This is a genomic window from Pseudonocardia sp. EC080619-01, from assembly GCF_001420995.1.
In the GTDB taxonomy this organism is placed as follows: domain Bacteria; phylum Actinomycetota; class Actinomycetes; order Mycobacteriales; family Pseudonocardiaceae; genus Pseudonocardia.
The window spans coordinates 1,728,402-1,744,342 of sequence record NZ_CP012184.1; the positions used below are offsets into that span (position 1 = coordinate 1,728,402).

Consider the following 15,941-nt stretch of genomic DNA (forward strand, 5'->3'; position numbering starts at 1 on the left):
TCACTCCGTTCCTCAGGACAGGCGCCAGCGGAGCAGCGGGTAGTCCGCCGCGTCCGCGGCGTCGTCGAACTCCGCCTTCACCTGCTGCCCGATCCGGACGTCGGCGCCGTCGCCGTCGAGCAGCACGCCGACCACGCGACGGTTCCCCGCCGCGGGCAGCTCCACGGTCACGACCACGTAGGGCAGGTGCCCGGAGACCGAGGGGTGGAACGGCTGCCAGGTGCGGGTCCACGCGTAGACGGTCCCGGCCGGGTCCACCGACGGCCACTCCAGCTCGTCGTGGTGGCACGACGGGCAGATCGGCTGGGGCGACCAGATCCACTCGTCGCACCGGGGGCAGTGCTGGATCCGCAGCTCCCCCCGGCGCAGGCCCTCCCAGTGCGGGGTGTCGGACCCGTCGTCGGTCGGCTCCGCGAACGGCGTCCGGGGCGGGGTGTCCGGCACGTTGCGGACCTGGGTGACCAGCCACGTGCCGTCGATGTCGATCCACCGCGACCGGAACACGGCCTCGTCGCCGCCCGCGCCGCTGTACCGGATGTACGCGCTGTAGAGCGGGCCGGGGCCGGGCTCGATCGCCACGACCTCGGAGGCGTTCATGCGGTCCGGCGGCCGGGCGGACGCCAGGAGCTGGCCGACCCGGTCGGGACGGAAGTCCGCCAGGACGGTCTCGTTCTCGCCCGCCGCCACGGCCCGGCCGTGGCGCACGACCACGTCGGCCAGGTCCGCGGGGACGTCGGGGAACCGCACCTCGGTCATCTCTGCTCCATTCCGGCCATCACCGGACGGCCGGCAACGGTTCGGTGGTCCGGTTGTGCACGGTGTACTGGACGTCGGTCTGGTCGTGGACGAAACCGAGGGTCCGGGCCTCGTGCACGAGCGGCCGGTCCTCCGAGTCGATCGTGGTGGCGCCGACCCGGAGCCCCGCGTCACGCAGGTACTCCAGCCCGGCCACCAGCAGGGACCGCACGAGCGGGTCCTCCTCGCGGTCCCGGTCCGGGTCCCGGGTGACGACGGCGACGAGGCGTCCGGCCGTGCCGTACTCCGTCGGCTCGCCGGACTCGGGGTCGACCCAGACGGCGCCGTCGGGCCGCTCCGCGGATCCGCTGACGAGCAGGACCGTGTCCGCCGGGGGCTCGTGCCTGCGCCCGCTCGCCGTCCACAGCGCCGCGGCCGCCTCGCGCTCCGCCGCGCCGGCGGCCTGCCGGACCGCGGGACGCCCGGGCTCGGCGCCCGGGTCGACGTCCCGGCCGATCCGCACCGGTGCGAGCATCTGCCACTCGCGCAGCACGGTGCGGATCCCGTAGCGGCGGAACCGCAGCGACATGCGCAGCGCGGCCGGGTGGTTCGCCCGGGCCCAGACCCGCAGGCCGGACACGCCGGTGCCCTGCCAGCCGTCGGGGGTGCCGAGCTCCAGGCCGATCTTCTCGATCAGCAGCGTGGTGATGCCGCGGGACCGGTAGTCCGGCCGGACGAGGTAGGAGACCTCGGCGGTCCCCGCGTCCTCGTCCCGCAGCGGCTCGACCCGGAGGAACCCGGCGAGGCTCGGCACCAGCGGGACGTTCCGCCCGGAGCGCTCGTCCGGGAGGAGCCACACCAGCAGGTGCGACGTCCCCGGCTCGATCGGGTCGTCGAGCGAGAGCCGGGGGAAGCCGGCCTCGGCGTCGGTCTCCGACGCCTCGGCCAGCATCTCCCGCAGCTCCGCCTCGACGTCCGGCTCGAAGCCGGGCCCGCCGGGCCGGTACCACTCGAAATCGATCACGAGACCAGCTTCCGGAGCTCGCGGTGGAAGATCTGGTTGATGACCTCGTTGCGGCCGAGCAGCATGCCGCCGGCGTTGGCGCTGCCCATGCCCTGCTGGGAGCTGCGCAGCAGCGGGAAGTCCTCCTGGTGCAGCACCGCGAGGAGGATCTTCCAGTTCTTCTCCCAGATCTTGGTCCAGCGCTCGGAGTCCATGCCCGAGTCCTCGACCTTCGGCACGACCAGCCGCATCTCCATCCGGCAGCGGCCGGGGTCGGTCGGGTGCGGGCGGAAGGTGAGCAGCTCGAAGTGGTCGGGCTGGCGCAGCAGGGTGCTGTTCGGCAGCAGGAAGTGCGTCTCGGTGACGTAGGGCGACAGGTCCTCGTCCGGGGCCGGGGGCTCCTCGAGGTACTTGTCGATCGTCTTGCGCGGCGCGATGAACCGCGCGTGCCGCCCGAAGTCCTCGGCCGCCATCACGTTGGTGTGGATGTGCTTGGCCGCGGTGTTCGGGTGCGCGTACTGGATGTGGTAGCCGTCCAGGAACGCGTCCTGCATGATCTTCCAGTTGACCGGCTCGTCGAAGCCCTCGGCCTGTGCCGAGACGAGCTCGTCCATGTCGTAGCCGGCGAGGATGCCGTCCATCTCGGCACCCAGCCACGACGCGACGTCGATCTCGGCGTCCGCGTCGTCGACCATCCAGACGAAGCCGTGGCGCTCCTCGGCGGGCAGCTCGATCAGCCCGTACTGCGACCGGTCGATCTCGCCGAAGGTGTTGTCGCGGGTGATCGCGCGCAGCGAGCCGTCGGTGTCGTAGGACCACCGGTGGTAGCCGCAGGAGAACAGCCGGCAGCGGCCCTTCTCCTGCTCCTCCAGCAGCGCACCGCGGTGCCGGCAGAGGTTGACGAACGCCTTCACCGAGTGGTCCTTCTGCCGCACGATGATCACGTTGTTGCGCGGCATCTGCAGCGTCATGAAGTCGTTCGGCTTCGGGATCTCGCTGCCGTGGCACACGATCGAGGGGACCCGGCCGAACACCGCGTCCCGCTCCCGGCGGGCGATCTCCGGGTCGGTGAACTCCTCGGCCGTGAACGAGGCGATGCCGTCGTACTCATCCGTGCTGTCGTTGCGGATGTGGTCGAGAGCGCGCCGGATCCGGTCGTTGCGGGCGGCGAGCTCGTCCGTCTGCTGGGCACTCGCCGCGGTCTGGTCAGTGGACACTGCCGCCTCCTGCTCCCGCGACCGGTGACGTCGCGGATCGAGAACTGGTCGGACTTATTCTATAGCCTTAAGGTTTAGCACGGGAGTCCCGACCGTGCAGTTCGGCGTCCGCTCAGCGATCGATCACGAGCCGTCCGGACAGGCACCGCGAGACGCAGGGGAACATCACGTCGTTCGCCGCCTGCTCGTCCGGGGTCAGCAGGGAGTCCCGGTGCTCCGGGACGCCCTCGATCACCTCGGACTCGCAGGTCCCGCAGGTGCCCTCCCGGCACGAGGTCTCGATCTCGACGCCGGCCTCGGCGGCGGCGTCGACGATGCTGACCCCCGGTGGCACGGTCACGGTCACCCCGGAGCCGGCGAACTCGACCTCGAACGAGTCGCCCGAGGCGGGCTCGGCGACCTCCTTCGGGGAGAAGCGCTCCAGGTGCAGCGCGCCACCCGGCCACGACGCGCACCGCTCCTCGACAGCGGCGAGCAGCGGCTCCGGCCCGCAGCAGTACACGAGCAGGTCGTCCTGCGGGGTACCGAGGAGCCCGTCGAGGTCGAGCAGGCCGCGCTCGTCCTGCGGGACGACCTCGACCCGGTCGCCGTACCGCTCGACCAGCTCGTCGACGAAGGCCATCGAGGCGCGGGAGCGGCCGCCGTACACCAGCCGCCACTCGGCGCCGGCCTTCTCGGCGGCCGCGATCATCGGGACGACGGGCGTGATGCCGATCCCGCCCGCGACGAAGAGGTAGCGCTGCGCCTCGGCCAGCGCGAAGTTGTTCCGCGGCCCGCGGACCCGCAGCGCGGTGCCGGTCTCCAGCACGTCGTGGACGTGCGCCGAGCCGCCCCGGCCGGGCTGCTCCCGCAGCACCGCCACCTGGTACGCCTCGCGGTCACCGGGATCGCCGCACAGCGAGTACTGCCGGACCAGGTCGTCGCCGAGGTGCAGGTCCAGGTGTGCACCCGGTTCCCACTCCGGGAGCGGCCGCCCGTCCGCGCCGCGCAGCGTCAGCCGCACGACGCCGTCGGCGACCGTCTCCCGGTCCGCGACCTCCATGTCGATGTCGTGCACGGATGCCGGATCGGACCTACCCACCTCGATGACCTTCCTTCCCACGCCCGGTGCCGCCGCCGGTCAGACCGGCTGCGTCTGCTCCAGGGCCAGTGCCCGCTCCGGGCACATGTCCACGACCTGCCGGGCCTCGCCGACCTGTGCCTCCGGGACCGGGTCGGCCAGGACGACCGGGTCGCCCTGCTCGTCGCAGTCGACGAGGTCCGGTGCCGCTCCGTAGCAGAGCCCGTGCCCGGCACAGGCCTTCCGGTCCACCGTGAGGTGCTGTTCCATGTCGCTCTCCTCGTGTCCTCGATGCCGTGCGGTCCTGCCCGTCCGTCTCGTGTGCCCGGCGGCGTGCCGGACCGCACACGGAGACCGGACCGGGCGCCCGGGAGCCCACCCGACCGGGGTACGTCGGTGCTCTCCGGTCGGGGGTGCGCCCGGTCCGGCCTCACGTCTCCGGCCGCTGTCAGCCCACCGGGGTGAACAGCAGCGACAGTCGCGCGAACCCGCGGACCTGGCTCGGCAGGACGACGGGCGGGTCCTCCGGGTCGAGCCGGTAGTCCGGGATCCGCTGGTGCAGCTCCTCCGCCGCGATCTTCAGCATCAGCCGGGCCAGGTGGGACCCGATGCAGCGGTGCGGGCCCGAGCCGAAGGTGAGGTGCCGGTTCGGCGTGCGCTCGACGTCGAGCGAGCCGGGCTCGTCGAACTCGCCCTCGTCGCGGTTCGCGGCGCACAGCAGCAGGAGCAGCTGGTCGCCCGCGCGCACCGTGATGTCGCCGATCGTGGCGTCCGTCGTCGCACGGCGGCCCATCGCGATCGCGGCCTCGTAGCGCAGGATCTCCTCGACCGCCGCGGGCACCGCGCCCGGGTCGTCGATGAGCTTGTCGCGCTCCTCGGTGTTCTGCGAGAGGTGCAGCATCATCCACGCGAGCGAGCCCTGCGTGGTGTGCAGGCCGGCGATGAGCAGCAGGAAGAACATCCGGGCGAGCTCGTCGTCGGTGAGCGGGCGCTGCACGCCCTCGGAGTCGGTGATCTCGGTGTCGATGATCGCGTTGGTGACGTCCTCGGCGGCGGCGTCACCGGACGCGATGGCGGCCCGGCGCTCGGCGATGACCTTCATGAAGTAGCCGAACATCTCGTAGGCGGCCTTCGTGCGCGACTCCGCGGCCTGCTCCGGGGTCTCGCCCGGACGCCCGTTCAGCGCGACCTCGGTGGCGTCGGTGAACAGCGCCGCGTCCTCCAGCGGCCACCCCATCAGGGCCAGGAACACCTGGGTCGGCAGCTCGTGCGCGAACTTCTCGACGAACTCGACCTTCCCGTCGGCCTGGAAGGAGGTGATCAGCTCGATGACGATCTCGCGGATCCGGGGCTCCAGCACCTTCATCCGGTTGGGGCTGAACAGCGGCTGCAGCGCCTGCCGGTAGGAGGTGTGCTCCGGCGGGTCGAGCTCGATCGGCAGGAACTTGCCCTGCCCGGCGTCGACCAGGTTGTTCGGGTGGCTGGAGAAGGTCTCCGGGTCCCGCAGGATCGCGTGGACGTGCTCGTACGACGTGACGAGCCAGTGGCCGCCGTGGGTCGTCGACCACACGATCGGCCCGATGGCGGCCAGTTCGGCCGCCTTCTCCTGCATCCGATCGACCGGCATCGTGACGGACGGGTCGTAGATGTCGAAGTCCACGACGAGCTCGGGGGTGAGGTCGGCCTGGGTGGTGGTCATGGGTCGCTCCTGTTCGGTCGCCGGTGACACGCAACATGACAAACGACGGATATTGTCTCGCGGTAACGTAGCTAATGCGGGTGACGACGTCGACCCCGGGTCGGGTGGAACCTCACCCGTTCGCCGAGCCGGGGTCGTGGACCTGCAGGACCCCCGCCTCGACGAGCTCGTCGACGACCGGATCCGGCAGGCCGAGCACCTCGGCACAGATCCGGCGGGTGTGCTCCCCGGGCATCGGGGCCGGGCGCAGCTCCGGGTCCGGCACGGTGGAGAACCGGGCGATCCGGGCACCGGTCGGGACCGCGGCGGACAGCTGCTCGTGCTCGAGCGTGTGGAACGCGTCGCGGGCGACGAGCTGCGGATCCGTCAGCTCGTCGGGCAGCCGCAGCATCCCGGCCGCCGGCACGCCGACCCCCTGCAGGATCTCGGCGACCTTGTCCGGGGAGTGCCCGGCGGTCCACCGGGCGAGGGCCTCCTCGATCTCCCCGCGCCGCGTCAGCCGCCCCTCGGCGGTCCGGAGGTCCGGATCGTCGGGCAGACCGGTCGCGGACGCGAGCCGAGGCCAGGTCTCGTCATCACGGACAGTGATCACGCACCACTCGTCGTCACCCGCACAGGGGAAGACACCGGAGGGTGCCGCACCGCGCCGCGCGTTCCCCTCCGCCGACTCCGTCCCGGGCCGCAGCGACGACCGCGCCAGGACCGGGCCCAGCGCGACGAGCGCCGCGTCGGCCTGGGCGGTGTCGACGGCGCCGCCCCGGCCGGTGCGGGCCCGCCCGATCACCGCGGCGAGCACCGCGACCGCGGTGACGTGCGCGGCCACGTGGTCGGGATAGACGGTCGACCCGTCGCAGAACGCGGCCGGGTCCGCGGGATCCGCCGCGGGGTCCCGCCAGAGCGCCGAGAGTCCGCAGGAGGCGCGCACGAGCGGCCCGTATCCCATCCGCTTCCGCCAGGGCCCGCGTGCGCCGAACGCGCTGCTGTCGGAGACGACGATCCGCGGATTGACGGCGGCGAGCTCGGCCCGGGAGAAGCCGAGCGACTCGAGCGTGCCCGGCTTGAAGTTGGCCAGGACGACGTCCGCCGTGGCGACCAGCTCCCGGAAGAGCCTGCCGCCCTCGGGGCTGCGCAGGTCGAGACCGAGACCCCGCTTGTTGCGCTGCCCCCAGGCGAACGAGGGGTTCATCCCGCCGCCCTTGCGGGTCTGGCGCAGCCCGTCGGGGTAGGCGCTGTTCTCGACCTTGATCACGTCCGCGCCCTGGTCCGCGAACACCCGGCCCAGCTCGGCACCGAAGACGATGATCCCGAGGTCGAGCACCCGGACCCCGGTGAGCGGTCCGGCACCGGCGGGTAGCGGGGGCAGGCCGAGGTCCCGGGGCGGCGCCTCGCCGAACCCGCCGGCGTCGGTCCCCGGGCCCGGGGCCGGGGTGCGCAGGCCCGCCCGGACGCCGTCGACGGTCACGTAGCCGGACGGCACGATCGCCCGGAGGCCGTCGGCGAGCTCGGTCTCCACCAGCGAGCCGGTCTCCCGGAAGTGCTCCGCCCCGAGCACCTCGTCCGGGCTCAGCATGCCCGCGACCGGGATGCCGCGGGCGGTGCCCTCGGCGACGAGCTCGTCGCGCGTCGATCCGGCGAAGAGCTCGGCGATCAGCGGGTTGAGGCGGTCCGAGGCGGCGAAGCGGGCCGGGATGGCGTCGAACCGCGGATCGGCGAACTCCTCCGGCTCGCCGAGCCAGGCGAACATCGCACGCCACTGCCGGGCCGCCAGCAGGCAGATCCGCACGCTCCCGTCGGCGCACGGGAAGACCGGGTAGAAGTTGGCCGCGTCGGGCCGGTCCCGGGGGAACGTCTCGGCGCGGCCGGCCGCGGCCGTGCCCTGCGCGCCGAAGGCCGGGTCGAACCCGTGCACGACGGCCTCGAGCGCGGACACGTCGACGTGCTCGCCCGCCCCGGTCCGCAGCCGCTTCACGTAGGCGACCAGCGTCGCCCACGCGGCGTGCACGGCGACGAGCTGGTCGACGAGCCCGGCGGGCGGCAGCAGCGGGGTCCCGCCCGGCCGGCCCGACCGGCACAGGACGCCGCCGGCGGCGGCCAGCACGTCCTCGGTCGCCACCCGGTCGCGGTACGGCCCGGTGCGGCCGAACCCGGTCACCGAGACGACGACCAGCTCCGGGTTGACGGTGGCGAGGTCGTCCGGGGTGAGACCGAGCGCGGCGGCCTCGTCGTGGGTGAACGACTCGACGAGGACGTCCGCGTGGCGGGCCTCCTCCAGCAGCCGCTGCCGTCCCGCGCCGGACCCGAGGTCGAGGACGGTGCTGCGCTTGTTCGCGTTGCGCAGTGCGAACCCGAGCCGGTCGGCCCGCCCGGGCGAACCGCCCGCCGGCTCGACCCGCAGGACGTCGGCGCCGAGGTCGGCGAGGTAGCGTCCGCACCCCTCGGCCGCCCCGTCGGCCAGGTCGATGATCCGCAGCCCTGCCAGCGGGAGGACGTCGTGCTGGATGCTCGTACCGCTCACGCAGTGCGCCCCTTCGGTCCCGGCCGCGTCGTCGCGGCCACTCACCCGGAAATCTAAAGAATATAGATAAGAAGGGAGGCTACCTCCGCGCCCGAGATCACTACACCGGACACTCCATGTTTTTCGTATCACATGGCACCATGGACGGGCGGGACACGCAGCAGGCGCCCGCGCGCGGGGGTCACGTGTCATGGCGGCCGTTGCGCCGTCCGGCCCAACGATCGATCATCGGTGCGTCCGGCGGCGGGGTACCCTGCGGTCGAGCTTCGAGAAGAGGTGCCATGTCGAAGAGCTCCGGTGGCGGTCGGCCCCGGGCCGCCCGGACACGGGTGTCCGACCCCGCGACGGCGATCCTGCTCGCCGCAGAGGCCTGTTACCTGCGTCTGGGTATCACCAAGACGACGATGGACGACATCGCGCGCGAGGCGGGGGTGTCACGGCCCACCGTCTACCGGCACTACTCGAACCGCGACGACCTCGTGCTCGGGGTCCTGCTGTCCCGCGCCCGGGACCTGCTGGAGCGGGCCCGCCGCTTCATCGACACGCGTGCGCGGATCGACGACAAGCTCGTCGACGGCATGATCTTCCTGGTCGACGCCGGCAGCCGCGATCCCATGCTCCAGCAGCTGGTCAGCCTCGAGTTCATGGAGGGCATGCAGGGGCACCCCGAAGCGTCCCGGCTGCCGGTGACCCTGTCCGCGGAGCTCTGGGGCCCGATCGTGCAGGACGCGAAGGACGCGGGCGAGGTGCGCGCCGATCTCGACGTGACGGCGTTCTGCACCTGGCTGACCTACATCGAGCTCGTGGTGCTCAGCCGCACCAACCGGCCCGGCAGCACCGACGAGGCGCAGCGCTCCCTCATGCAGACCTTCGTCGCGCCGGCCCTGCACCGCGCCGGCACCTACGGCACGGTCCCGGTGCCGGCAGCCGGCTGAGCCGGCGGCCGGGCACCCGGCGTCAGGCCGCGAGCGCCGGCAGCAGGAAGTCGCCGACGAGCTCGCGCACGCCCGGCCCGTCCGGGTCGAGCAGGTCCTGCCGCCCGATCATCATGAGCTCCAGGTCGGCCATCACGCCGCAGAGCTCCTGCGGGTCGATCTCGGGCCGCATCTCCCCCGCCTCCTGGGCGGCGATCAGGATCGGCTCCCACACCTCGAAGGACAGCCGCTCGGCGACCTTCCCCGCGGTGAGGATCCCGCTGGTGGCGGACAGGTTGTCCGGCTGGAGCAACGCGCTCAGGATCGGGTCCCGCCGCCCGCCGCGCACCAGGTAGCCGAGCCCGTCGACGATCTTCGACGGGAAGTCGGGGCGACCGGAGATGTACTCCCGCGCCCGGACCCCGAAGATCCGTGCCCGGCGCGTGACGACCTCGACGACGAGTGCGTCCCGGTCGGAGAAGTAGCGGTAGACGGTCGGGCGCGAGACGCCCGCCCGGCGCGCGACGTCGTCCATCGTCGTACGCCGCACACCGAAGTCCAGGAAGCACTCCTCCGCGGCCACCACCAGCTGGCGCCGGGCCTGCTCCGGCCCGCCCGCGAACGGCCCTCGCCCTCGTGCCACGTCCGGCCCCTCCCTGTCGAAAACCCCGTCGATGCTAGCTGGTCACACCGGTCGCGACCGGCTCGAACACCGGCAACACCTCGCCGGGGTCCTCGGGAGCCCCCGAGCGGACGAACCGTGCCCGCACCGGGTCACCGGCGCTGAGCGAGCGGGTGTCGCCGACCAGGCGCACGATGATCCACGGCCCCTCCGCCAGCTCCACGACCGCACTGACGTAGGGCACGGCGTCGGCCAGGGCCGGGAGCGGGGCGCGGTGCACCACCGCCCAGCTGACCAGGACGCCGTCGCCGGAGACGGTCACCGGCTCGAGATCGGCCGATCCGCTCGCCGGGTCGGTCCTGGCCTCGGGGGGCAGCACCGTGCCGGACGGGCCGCGCTGCATCAGCAGCTCCTCGCGGGCCGCCGCGTCGTAGAACGCGGCGCTCGTGTCGTCCCGCTCGACCTGGGGGAAGCCGGTCACCGTCCGCTCCTCTCGTGCGGGCTGAGCACCAGCGTGGAGTGGTGCTCGAGGATCCCGCCGTTGCCGCTGACCAGCACGACGTCGTTCCGGGGCGCCTGGCGCTCCCCGCCGTCGGCCCGCGCCTGGATCACGGCCTCGGACAGCGGCGTGAAGCCCCACATGTAGTACGACGACAGCTGGCCGCCGCCGGTGTTGCAGGCCAGCGTGCCACCGGGGGCGAGGCGCCCGTCGGCGACGAACGCACCGCCCTCACCCTTGGCGCAGAACCCGTAGTCCTCGAGGGTCACGAGCACCGTGTAGGTGTAGCAGTCATAGATCTCGGCGACGTCGACGTCGCCGACCCCGACGCCGGCCATCCGGAGGGCCTGCGGCCCGGAACGGGCGGCCGGGGTGACGAGACCCCAGTCGGAGCCCGCCTGCATCCGCCGCGGGGCGTGGGCCTGGCCGTAGCCCCACACGTGCACCGCGGGCCGCGCGAGCCCGGCCGCGCGCTCCGCCGAGGTCACGACGACCGCGACGGCGCCGTTGCTCACCAGGCAGCAGTCCAGCAGATGCAGCGGATCGGCGATCCACCGCGACTCCTGGTGGTCGGCGAGGGTGATCGGCTCCCGCATCTGGGCCAGCGGGTTGCGCGTCGCCCACGACCGCTGCGCGACGGCGATCTCGCCGAGCTGCTCGGAGGTGGTGCCGTAGCGCTCCATGTGCCGGCGCGCGCACATCGCGTAGAGGATGTTCGGGTTGGTCGCGCCCGAGGCCACCGACCACCCGGCGTAGCCGCGCACGGGCCGGCCCCGGCCGCTGCGCTGCGGGGCGCCGTAGGTCGAGCCCGCGGACTCCTTGGGCTTCAGCGGGCTGTCCGCGAACACGCACGCGACGGTGGTCGCCGTGCCCGCGGCGACGGCCTGCGCGGCCTGGGCGACCATCACACCCGCCGTCGCGCCGAACGCGTTCACCTGGTTCAGGACCGACAGGTCCTGCAGACCGAGGACGGCGGCGAGCCCGACCCCGACGTCCTGCTTGATCCCGGAGCTGACGAGCAGCCCGTCGAGATCGGTGAGCGCCAGGCCCGCGTCGGCGACGGCGCCGCGCACCGCCTCGGCCGCCAGCGAGGTCGAGGACCGGCCGTACATCTTGCCCATCGCGGTCGTGCCGAGACCGGCGATCGCCGCACCCGTCATCTAGCGCCCCTCCCAACGGGGAGCACGCTTCTCGGCGAACGCGGTCGGGCCCTCCCGGGCGTCCCGGCTGGCGAACACGACCTTCATCGCGTCGTCGCTGAGGGTCCAGGCCGGGTCGTCCCAGTCGGAGCCGGCGTCGCGGGAGTGGTGCACGACCTGCTTGCTGTACTGCACCGACAGCGGGGCGTTCTCCGCGATCACGCCGGCGAGGCCGAGAGCGACGTCGAGGGCGGTGCCCTCGGGGGCGACCCGGTTGACCAGCCCGAGCTCGTGCGCGCGGTCGGCGGGGATCGGCTCCCCGGTCAGCGCGGCCTCCAGCGCGACCTTCTGCGGGATCTGCCGGGCCAGCCGGATCACCCCGCCCGCCGCCGCCATCAGGCCGCGCTTCACCTCGGGCAGCCCCAGGGAGGCGGTCTCGTCGATCACGGCGACGTCGCAGGCCAGGACGATCTCGGTGCCACCGCCGAGCGCGAAGCCGTTGACGGCCGCGACGGTCGGCTTGTCCACCCAGTGCCGGGCGAGCCCGGCGAACCCCCGCTCCGGGTGGTCCCGGTCGTCGATCCGGTTGCCGCGGGCGACCTCCTTGAGGTCCGCGCCCGCGCAGAAGCCCCGGCCGGCGCCGGTGATCACCACGACGCGCACCTCGTCGTCGGCGCCGGCGGCGGCGAGCGCGTCACCGGCCGCGACGGACAGCGCGGAGTTCACCGCGTTCATCGCGCGCGGCCGGTTCAGGGTGATCAGGCCGACGTGGCCGCGCCGCTCGTAGGTCGCGGCCGGCTCGTCGGGGGTCTCGGCCGGGGTGGCACTGCTGGTCATCGGGACTCCGGGGTCAGGTAGACGGACTTGAGGTCGACGTAGGGGGCGAGGCCCTCCGGCCCGAGCTCGCGGCCGAGGCCGCTGGCCTTGACCCCGCCGAACGGCCCGAGGACGTCGAGCGCGTAGTGGTTGATGCCGACGGTGCCGGACCGGATCCGGTCGGCGATCGCCTGCCCCCGGTCGAGGTCGGTGGTCCACACGGTGCCGCCGAGTCCGTACTCCGAGTCGTTGGCGATCCGGACCGCGTCGTCGGTGTCGTCGTAGGGCAGGACGCACAGCACGGGGCCGAAGACCTCCTCGCGGGCGATCGCGCTGTCGTTGTCGACGCCGGCGAACACGGTGGGCTCGACGAACCAGCCCCGCTCCTGCCCCGCCGGGACGGCGCCGCCGGTGGTCACCCGGCCCCCCGCGTCCCGGCCCGCGGTGACCAGGCCGAGTACCCGGTCCCGCTGCGCCGCGCTGACCAGCGGGCCGATCCGGGTCTGCTTGTCGAGGGGGTCACCGACCGGCAGGGACCGGACGGTGTCGGTGATCGCGTCGACGATCTCGTCGTAGCGGCCGCGCGGCGCGAGGATGCGGGTGCACGCGTGGCAGGTCTGGCCGTTGTTGGCCAGCGAGACCTCGGGCAGCGCGGTGAGGAACGCGTCGAGGTCGGCGTCCTCGGCGAGCAGGGCGGCCGACTTGCCGCCGAGCTCGAGGGTGACGGGGCGGAGCAGCCGGCCGCAGACCTCGCCGATCGCCCGCCCGGCCGCGGTGGACCCGGTGAAGGCGACCTTGTCGACGCCCGGGTGCGCGACGAGGTGCGCCCCCGCCTCCCGGCCGCCGGGGACGATGTTCAGCACGCCCGGCGGGAGCCCCGCCTCCACGGCGGCGTCGGCCCAGACGTAGGCGTCGAGCGCGGTCTCGGGGGCGGCCTTGAGCACCACCGTGCAGCCGGCGGCGAGCGCCGGGGCGATCTTCATCGCGGCGAGCGCCTGCGGGTAGTTCCACGGCGTCACCGCGGCGACGACGCCGACCGGGCCACGGCGGACCCGCACCCGGGCCAGCATGCCGGAGCGGACGTCGTCGGCGTCGAGGCCCTCGGCGAGGCCCGCGTAGTAGTCGAGCATCAGCGGCGGGCTGAACCCGTTGGCGCCGATCGACAGCGAGCGGGGCATCCCGTTCTCGCGGCTGACGAGCGCGGCGGTGTCCTTGGCGCGGGTCTTCAGCGCGGCCGCCAGCCGGCGCATGACGGTCGCGCGCTCGGCGCCGGTCGTCGCCCCCCAGGGGCCCTGCAGGGCGTCGCCCGCGGCGGCCACGGCGGCGTCGACGTCGGCCGGGCCGGCCAGGGCCGCGCTGCCGAAGGCGGTACCGGTGGCGGCCTCCAGGACGTCGACCCGCTCCGTCCCCGCGGGCGGGACCCAGTCACCGCCGACGAAGAAGGTGCTGCGATCGACGGCGTTGGCGAGATCGTTCGACACGAACCGGTCTCCATTCCGCGCCCGGTGGCGCTGCGTCGCGTCCGGCGAGCGGACGGTATCCGGCAGAATATGTGACAATCAACGTTGTATGTCTCACGGTATGCCACGCCGCAGTGCTTCCACGTCCGGCACGCGCCCGGGCATACTAAAACTAATGTCTTATGATTTATGGCCGGGTGCGCGGGAACGCCGTCCGGCCGTGTTGGCCCCGACCGGGGCCCCGGAAGCCGGAGGAAGGTCATGACCGCGACCGACACCCCGCCTCGCACCCAGATCCGCTACGAGATCACCGGCGCGACCGCACTGATCACCCTGGACCGGCCGGACCGGCTCAACGCCTTCACCGCGACCATGGCGGCCGAGCTGGTCGCCGCCTTCGACACCGCCGACGCCGACGACGCGGTGCGCGCCGTCGTCCTGACCGGCGCCGGCCGCGGCTTCTGCGCCGGCGCCGACCTGGAGCGCGGGACCGACACGTTCTCCGGCGACTCCGCCGGCGCGCCGCGGGCCGACCACGGCACCGTCGACGGCGTGGCCCGTGACCTCGGGGGTGTCGTCGCCCTGCGGATCGCCGCCTCCCGCAAGCCGGTGATCACCGCCGTCAACGGGGCCGCGGTGGGGGTCGGCGCGACGATGACGCTGCCCTCCGACGTCCGCATCGCCGGCGACACGGCCCGGTTCGGCTTCGTGTTCGCGCGGCGCGGGCTCGTGCCCGAGGCCGCGTCGACCTGGTTCCTCCCCCGGATCGTCGGCATCTCGCGCGCGATGGAGTGGGTCAGCACCGGCCGCGTGTTCGACGCCGGGGAGGCCCTGGCGGGCGGACTGGTCTCGCAGGTCGTGCCCACCGGCGAGCTGCTGGACACCGCGCTGTCGCTCGCCGCCGAGATCGCCGGGAACACCTCGCCCGCCTCGGTCGCGCTGTCCCGGAAGCTGCTGTGGGGCATGCTCGGCGCCGCGGACCCGTGGGAGGCGCACCGGATCGAGACGCTCGCGATCGACGAGCTCGGGCGGGGTGGCGACGTGGCCGAGGGTGTCTCCGCGTTCCTGGAGAAGCGGCCCGCCACCTTCGGCGACCGCATCGCCGACCGGCTCCACCTGGTCCCGGACTGGCCTGCGGCCCCGGAGCCGGCCACCGCCGTGCGGAGCGACCGGTGACGGCGGGAGTCCGGGACGAGCCCGGCAGCCGCACCGTCCACCTCGACGGCGACGGCGTCCGGCTCGCCGCGGACCGGTGGGAGCCCACCGGTCCGGACCGCCGCGGCGCCGTGGTGCTGCTGCACGGCGGCGGCCAGACCCGCCACTCGTGGCGGCACACCGCGCGGCGACTCGCCGCGGCGGGCTGGACGGTGCTGGCCCTCGACCTGCGCGGTCACGGGGACAGCGAGTGGTCCCCGGACGGCGACTACACGCTCGACGCGCACGTCGCGGACCTCCGGTCGGTCACCGGGACGTTCGACGAGCCCCCGGTCCTGATCGGGGCGTCGCTCGGCGGGATGACCTCGCTGCTCGCCTCCGGCACCGACCCGGGCCTCGCCCGCGGCCTGGTCCTCGTCGACGTCACCCCGACCACGGAACGGGCCGGGACGTCGGCGGTCACCCGCTTCATGCGGGACGGGCAGGAGGGATTCCCCTCGCTGGAGGCCGTCGCCGACGCGGTGGCCGCCTACAACCCGCACCGTCCGCGGCCCCGCGATCCGCGTGGGCTGCTGAAGAACCTGCGGCGCCGGGCCGGGCGCTGGTACTGGCACTGGGACCCGCGGCTCGTCGACGAGCGGCAGACCGCGCCGGAGACGCTGTCCGCGAACGAGCGGCGGGCGCGGGCGGCCGCGCGCGACCTGGCGGTGCCGACCATGCTGGTGCGCGGCGCCGGGTCCGACGTGGTCAGCCCGGCCGGTGCGCGCGAGCTGCTCGAGCTGGTGCCGGACGCCTGGTACGTCGAGGTCGACGGCACCGGGCACATGGTCGCCGGGGACGACAACGACGTCTTCACCGGTAGCCTGCTCGACTTCATGGAGCACGTGGCGGTCGGCGCGGCCGCCGGAACCGGACGACCGGAGGGACGACCGTGAAGACCAACCTGACCTGCCCGTGCGGGGCCCGGATCCACGGCGAGGACGAGGACGACCTCGTCCGCCTGACCCAGGAGCACCTCGCCGCGAAGCACCCGGACCACGAGTACTCCCGGGACGAGATCCTCTTCATCGCCTACTGACGGCCGCGCCCCGCAGACGCGCACCGAAC

General features: G+C 73.6%; 16 protein-coding genes. 4 read left to right on the top strand and 12 right to left on the bottom strand.

The features are described from left to right. Window positions 1-12: 12 nt before the first annotated feature. The 7 genes from AD017_RS07950 to AD017_RS07980 all read right to left on the bottom strand — a co-directional run bounded on the left by AD017_RS07950 (window position 13) and on the right by AD017_RS07980 (window position 8,229). The gene (locus tag AD017_RS07950; protein ID WP_060573790.1) at window positions 13-756 is read right to left on the bottom strand and encodes a Zn-ribbon domain-containing OB-fold protein; all 744 of its coding nucleotides are present in this window, start codon (window positions 754-756) and stop codon (window positions 13-15) included. Between the two features lie 19 nt (window positions 757-775). Next, window positions 776-1,759, bottom strand: coding sequence for a GNAT family N-acetyltransferase (locus AD017_RS07955; protein ID WP_060573791.1), 984 nt, complete (start codon window positions 1,757-1,759; stop codon window positions 776-778). After that, window positions 1,756-2,955, bottom strand: coding sequence for an aromatic ring-hydroxylating dioxygenase subunit alpha (locus AD017_RS07960; protein ID WP_060573792.1), 1,200 nt, complete (start codon window positions 2,953-2,955; stop codon window positions 1,756-1,758). Before AD017_RS07960 ends, AD017_RS07955 begins: the two co-directional genes overlap by 4 nt. Window positions 2,956-3,067: 112 nt before the next feature. Further along, the gene (locus AD017_RS07965; RefSeq protein WP_060576298.1) at window positions 3,068-3,997 is read right to left on the bottom strand and encodes a PDR/VanB family oxidoreductase; all 930 of its coding nucleotides are present in this window, start codon (window positions 3,995-3,997) and stop codon (window positions 3,068-3,070) included. 78 nt (window positions 3,998-4,075) lie between these two features. Continuing rightward, on the bottom strand, window positions 4,076-4,285 hold the full coding sequence (locus AD017_RS07970) for a ferredoxin (protein ID WP_060573793.1): 210 nt from the start codon (window positions 4,283-4,285) through the stop codon (window positions 4,076-4,078). Window positions 4,286-4,463: 178 nt separating this feature from the next. Beyond that, the gene (locus tag AD017_RS07975; RefSeq protein ID WP_060573794.1) at window positions 4,464-5,714 is read right to left on the bottom strand and encodes a cytochrome P450; all 1,251 of its coding nucleotides are present in this window, start codon (window positions 5,712-5,714) and stop codon (window positions 4,464-4,466) included. A 112-nt stretch (window positions 5,715-5,826) separates the two neighbouring features. Next, window positions 5,827-8,229: a CaiB/BaiF CoA-transferase family protein gene (locus AD017_RS07980; RefSeq protein ID WP_227012690.1), complete on the bottom strand. Its 2,403-nt coding sequence runs from the start codon at window positions 8,227-8,229 to the stop codon at window positions 5,827-5,829. 281 nt (window positions 8,230-8,510) lie between these two features. On the opposite strand from AD017_RS07980, the gene AD017_RS07985 reads away from it, so the two are divergent. Then, on the top strand, window positions 8,511-9,164 hold the full coding sequence (locus AD017_RS07985) for a TetR/AcrR family transcriptional regulator (protein ID WP_060573795.1): 654 nt from the start codon (window positions 8,511-8,513) through the stop codon (window positions 9,162-9,164). 22 nt (window positions 9,165-9,186) lie between these two features. On the opposite strand, the gene AD017_RS07990 is transcribed toward AD017_RS07985, so the two are convergent. From AD017_RS07990 to AD017_RS08010, 5 genes are read right to left on the bottom strand one after another with little or no spacing between them, the layout of a single operon-like run. Next, window positions 9,187-9,786, bottom strand: a complete 600-nt coding sequence (locus AD017_RS07990; RefSeq protein WP_082399123.1) for a TetR/AcrR family transcriptional regulator — start codon at window positions 9,784-9,786, stop codon at window positions 9,187-9,189. 34 nt (window positions 9,787-9,820) lie between these two features. Further along, window positions 9,821-10,246 (bottom strand): Zn-ribbon domain-containing OB-fold protein, encoded by a 426-nt coding sequence (locus tag AD017_RS07995; protein ID WP_060573797.1) that lies wholly within the window; start codon window positions 10,244-10,246, stop codon window positions 9,821-9,823. Beyond that, a complete protein-coding gene (locus AD017_RS08000; protein WP_060573798.1) occupies window positions 10,243-11,424 on the bottom strand; it encodes a sterol carrier protein in 1,182 nt (393 codons plus the stop codon). The genes AD017_RS07995 and AD017_RS08000 overlap by 4 nt, the downstream gene beginning before the upstream one ends. Then, window positions 11,425-12,240, bottom strand: a complete 816-nt coding sequence (locus AD017_RS08005) for a crotonase/enoyl-CoA hydratase family protein (protein WP_060573799.1) — start codon at window positions 12,238-12,240, stop codon at window positions 11,425-11,427. After that, the gene (locus AD017_RS08010) at window positions 12,237-13,700 is read right to left on the bottom strand and encodes an aldehyde dehydrogenase (protein ID WP_060573800.1); all 1,464 of its coding nucleotides are present in this window, start codon (window positions 13,698-13,700) and stop codon (window positions 12,237-12,239) included. The genes AD017_RS08005 and AD017_RS08010 overlap by 4 nt, the downstream gene beginning before the upstream one ends. A gap of 240 nt (window positions 13,701-13,940) precedes the next feature. Between AD017_RS08010 and AD017_RS08015 the strand changes: the two genes are divergently transcribed. From AD017_RS08015 to AD017_RS33280, 3 genes are read left to right on the top strand one after another with little or no spacing between them, the layout of a single operon-like run. After that, window positions 13,941-14,855, top strand: coding sequence for an enoyl-CoA hydratase-related protein (locus AD017_RS08015; RefSeq protein ID WP_060573801.1), 915 nt, complete (start codon window positions 13,941-13,943; stop codon window positions 14,853-14,855). Beyond that, window positions 14,852-15,769 (top strand): alpha/beta fold hydrolase, encoded by a 918-nt coding sequence (locus AD017_RS08020; protein ID WP_060573802.1) that lies wholly within the window; start codon window positions 14,852-14,854, stop codon window positions 15,767-15,769. Before AD017_RS08015 ends, AD017_RS08020 begins: the two co-directional genes overlap by 4 nt. Then, window positions 15,766-15,912 carry a DUF1059 domain-containing protein gene (locus tag AD017_RS33280; protein WP_064485457.1) on the top strand — a complete coding sequence of 49 codons (147 nt, stop codon included), beginning with the start codon at window positions 15,766-15,768 and terminating at the stop codon, window positions 15,910-15,912. Before AD017_RS08020 ends, AD017_RS33280 begins: the two co-directional genes overlap by 4 nt. Window positions 15,913-15,941 lie beyond the last annotated feature (29 nt).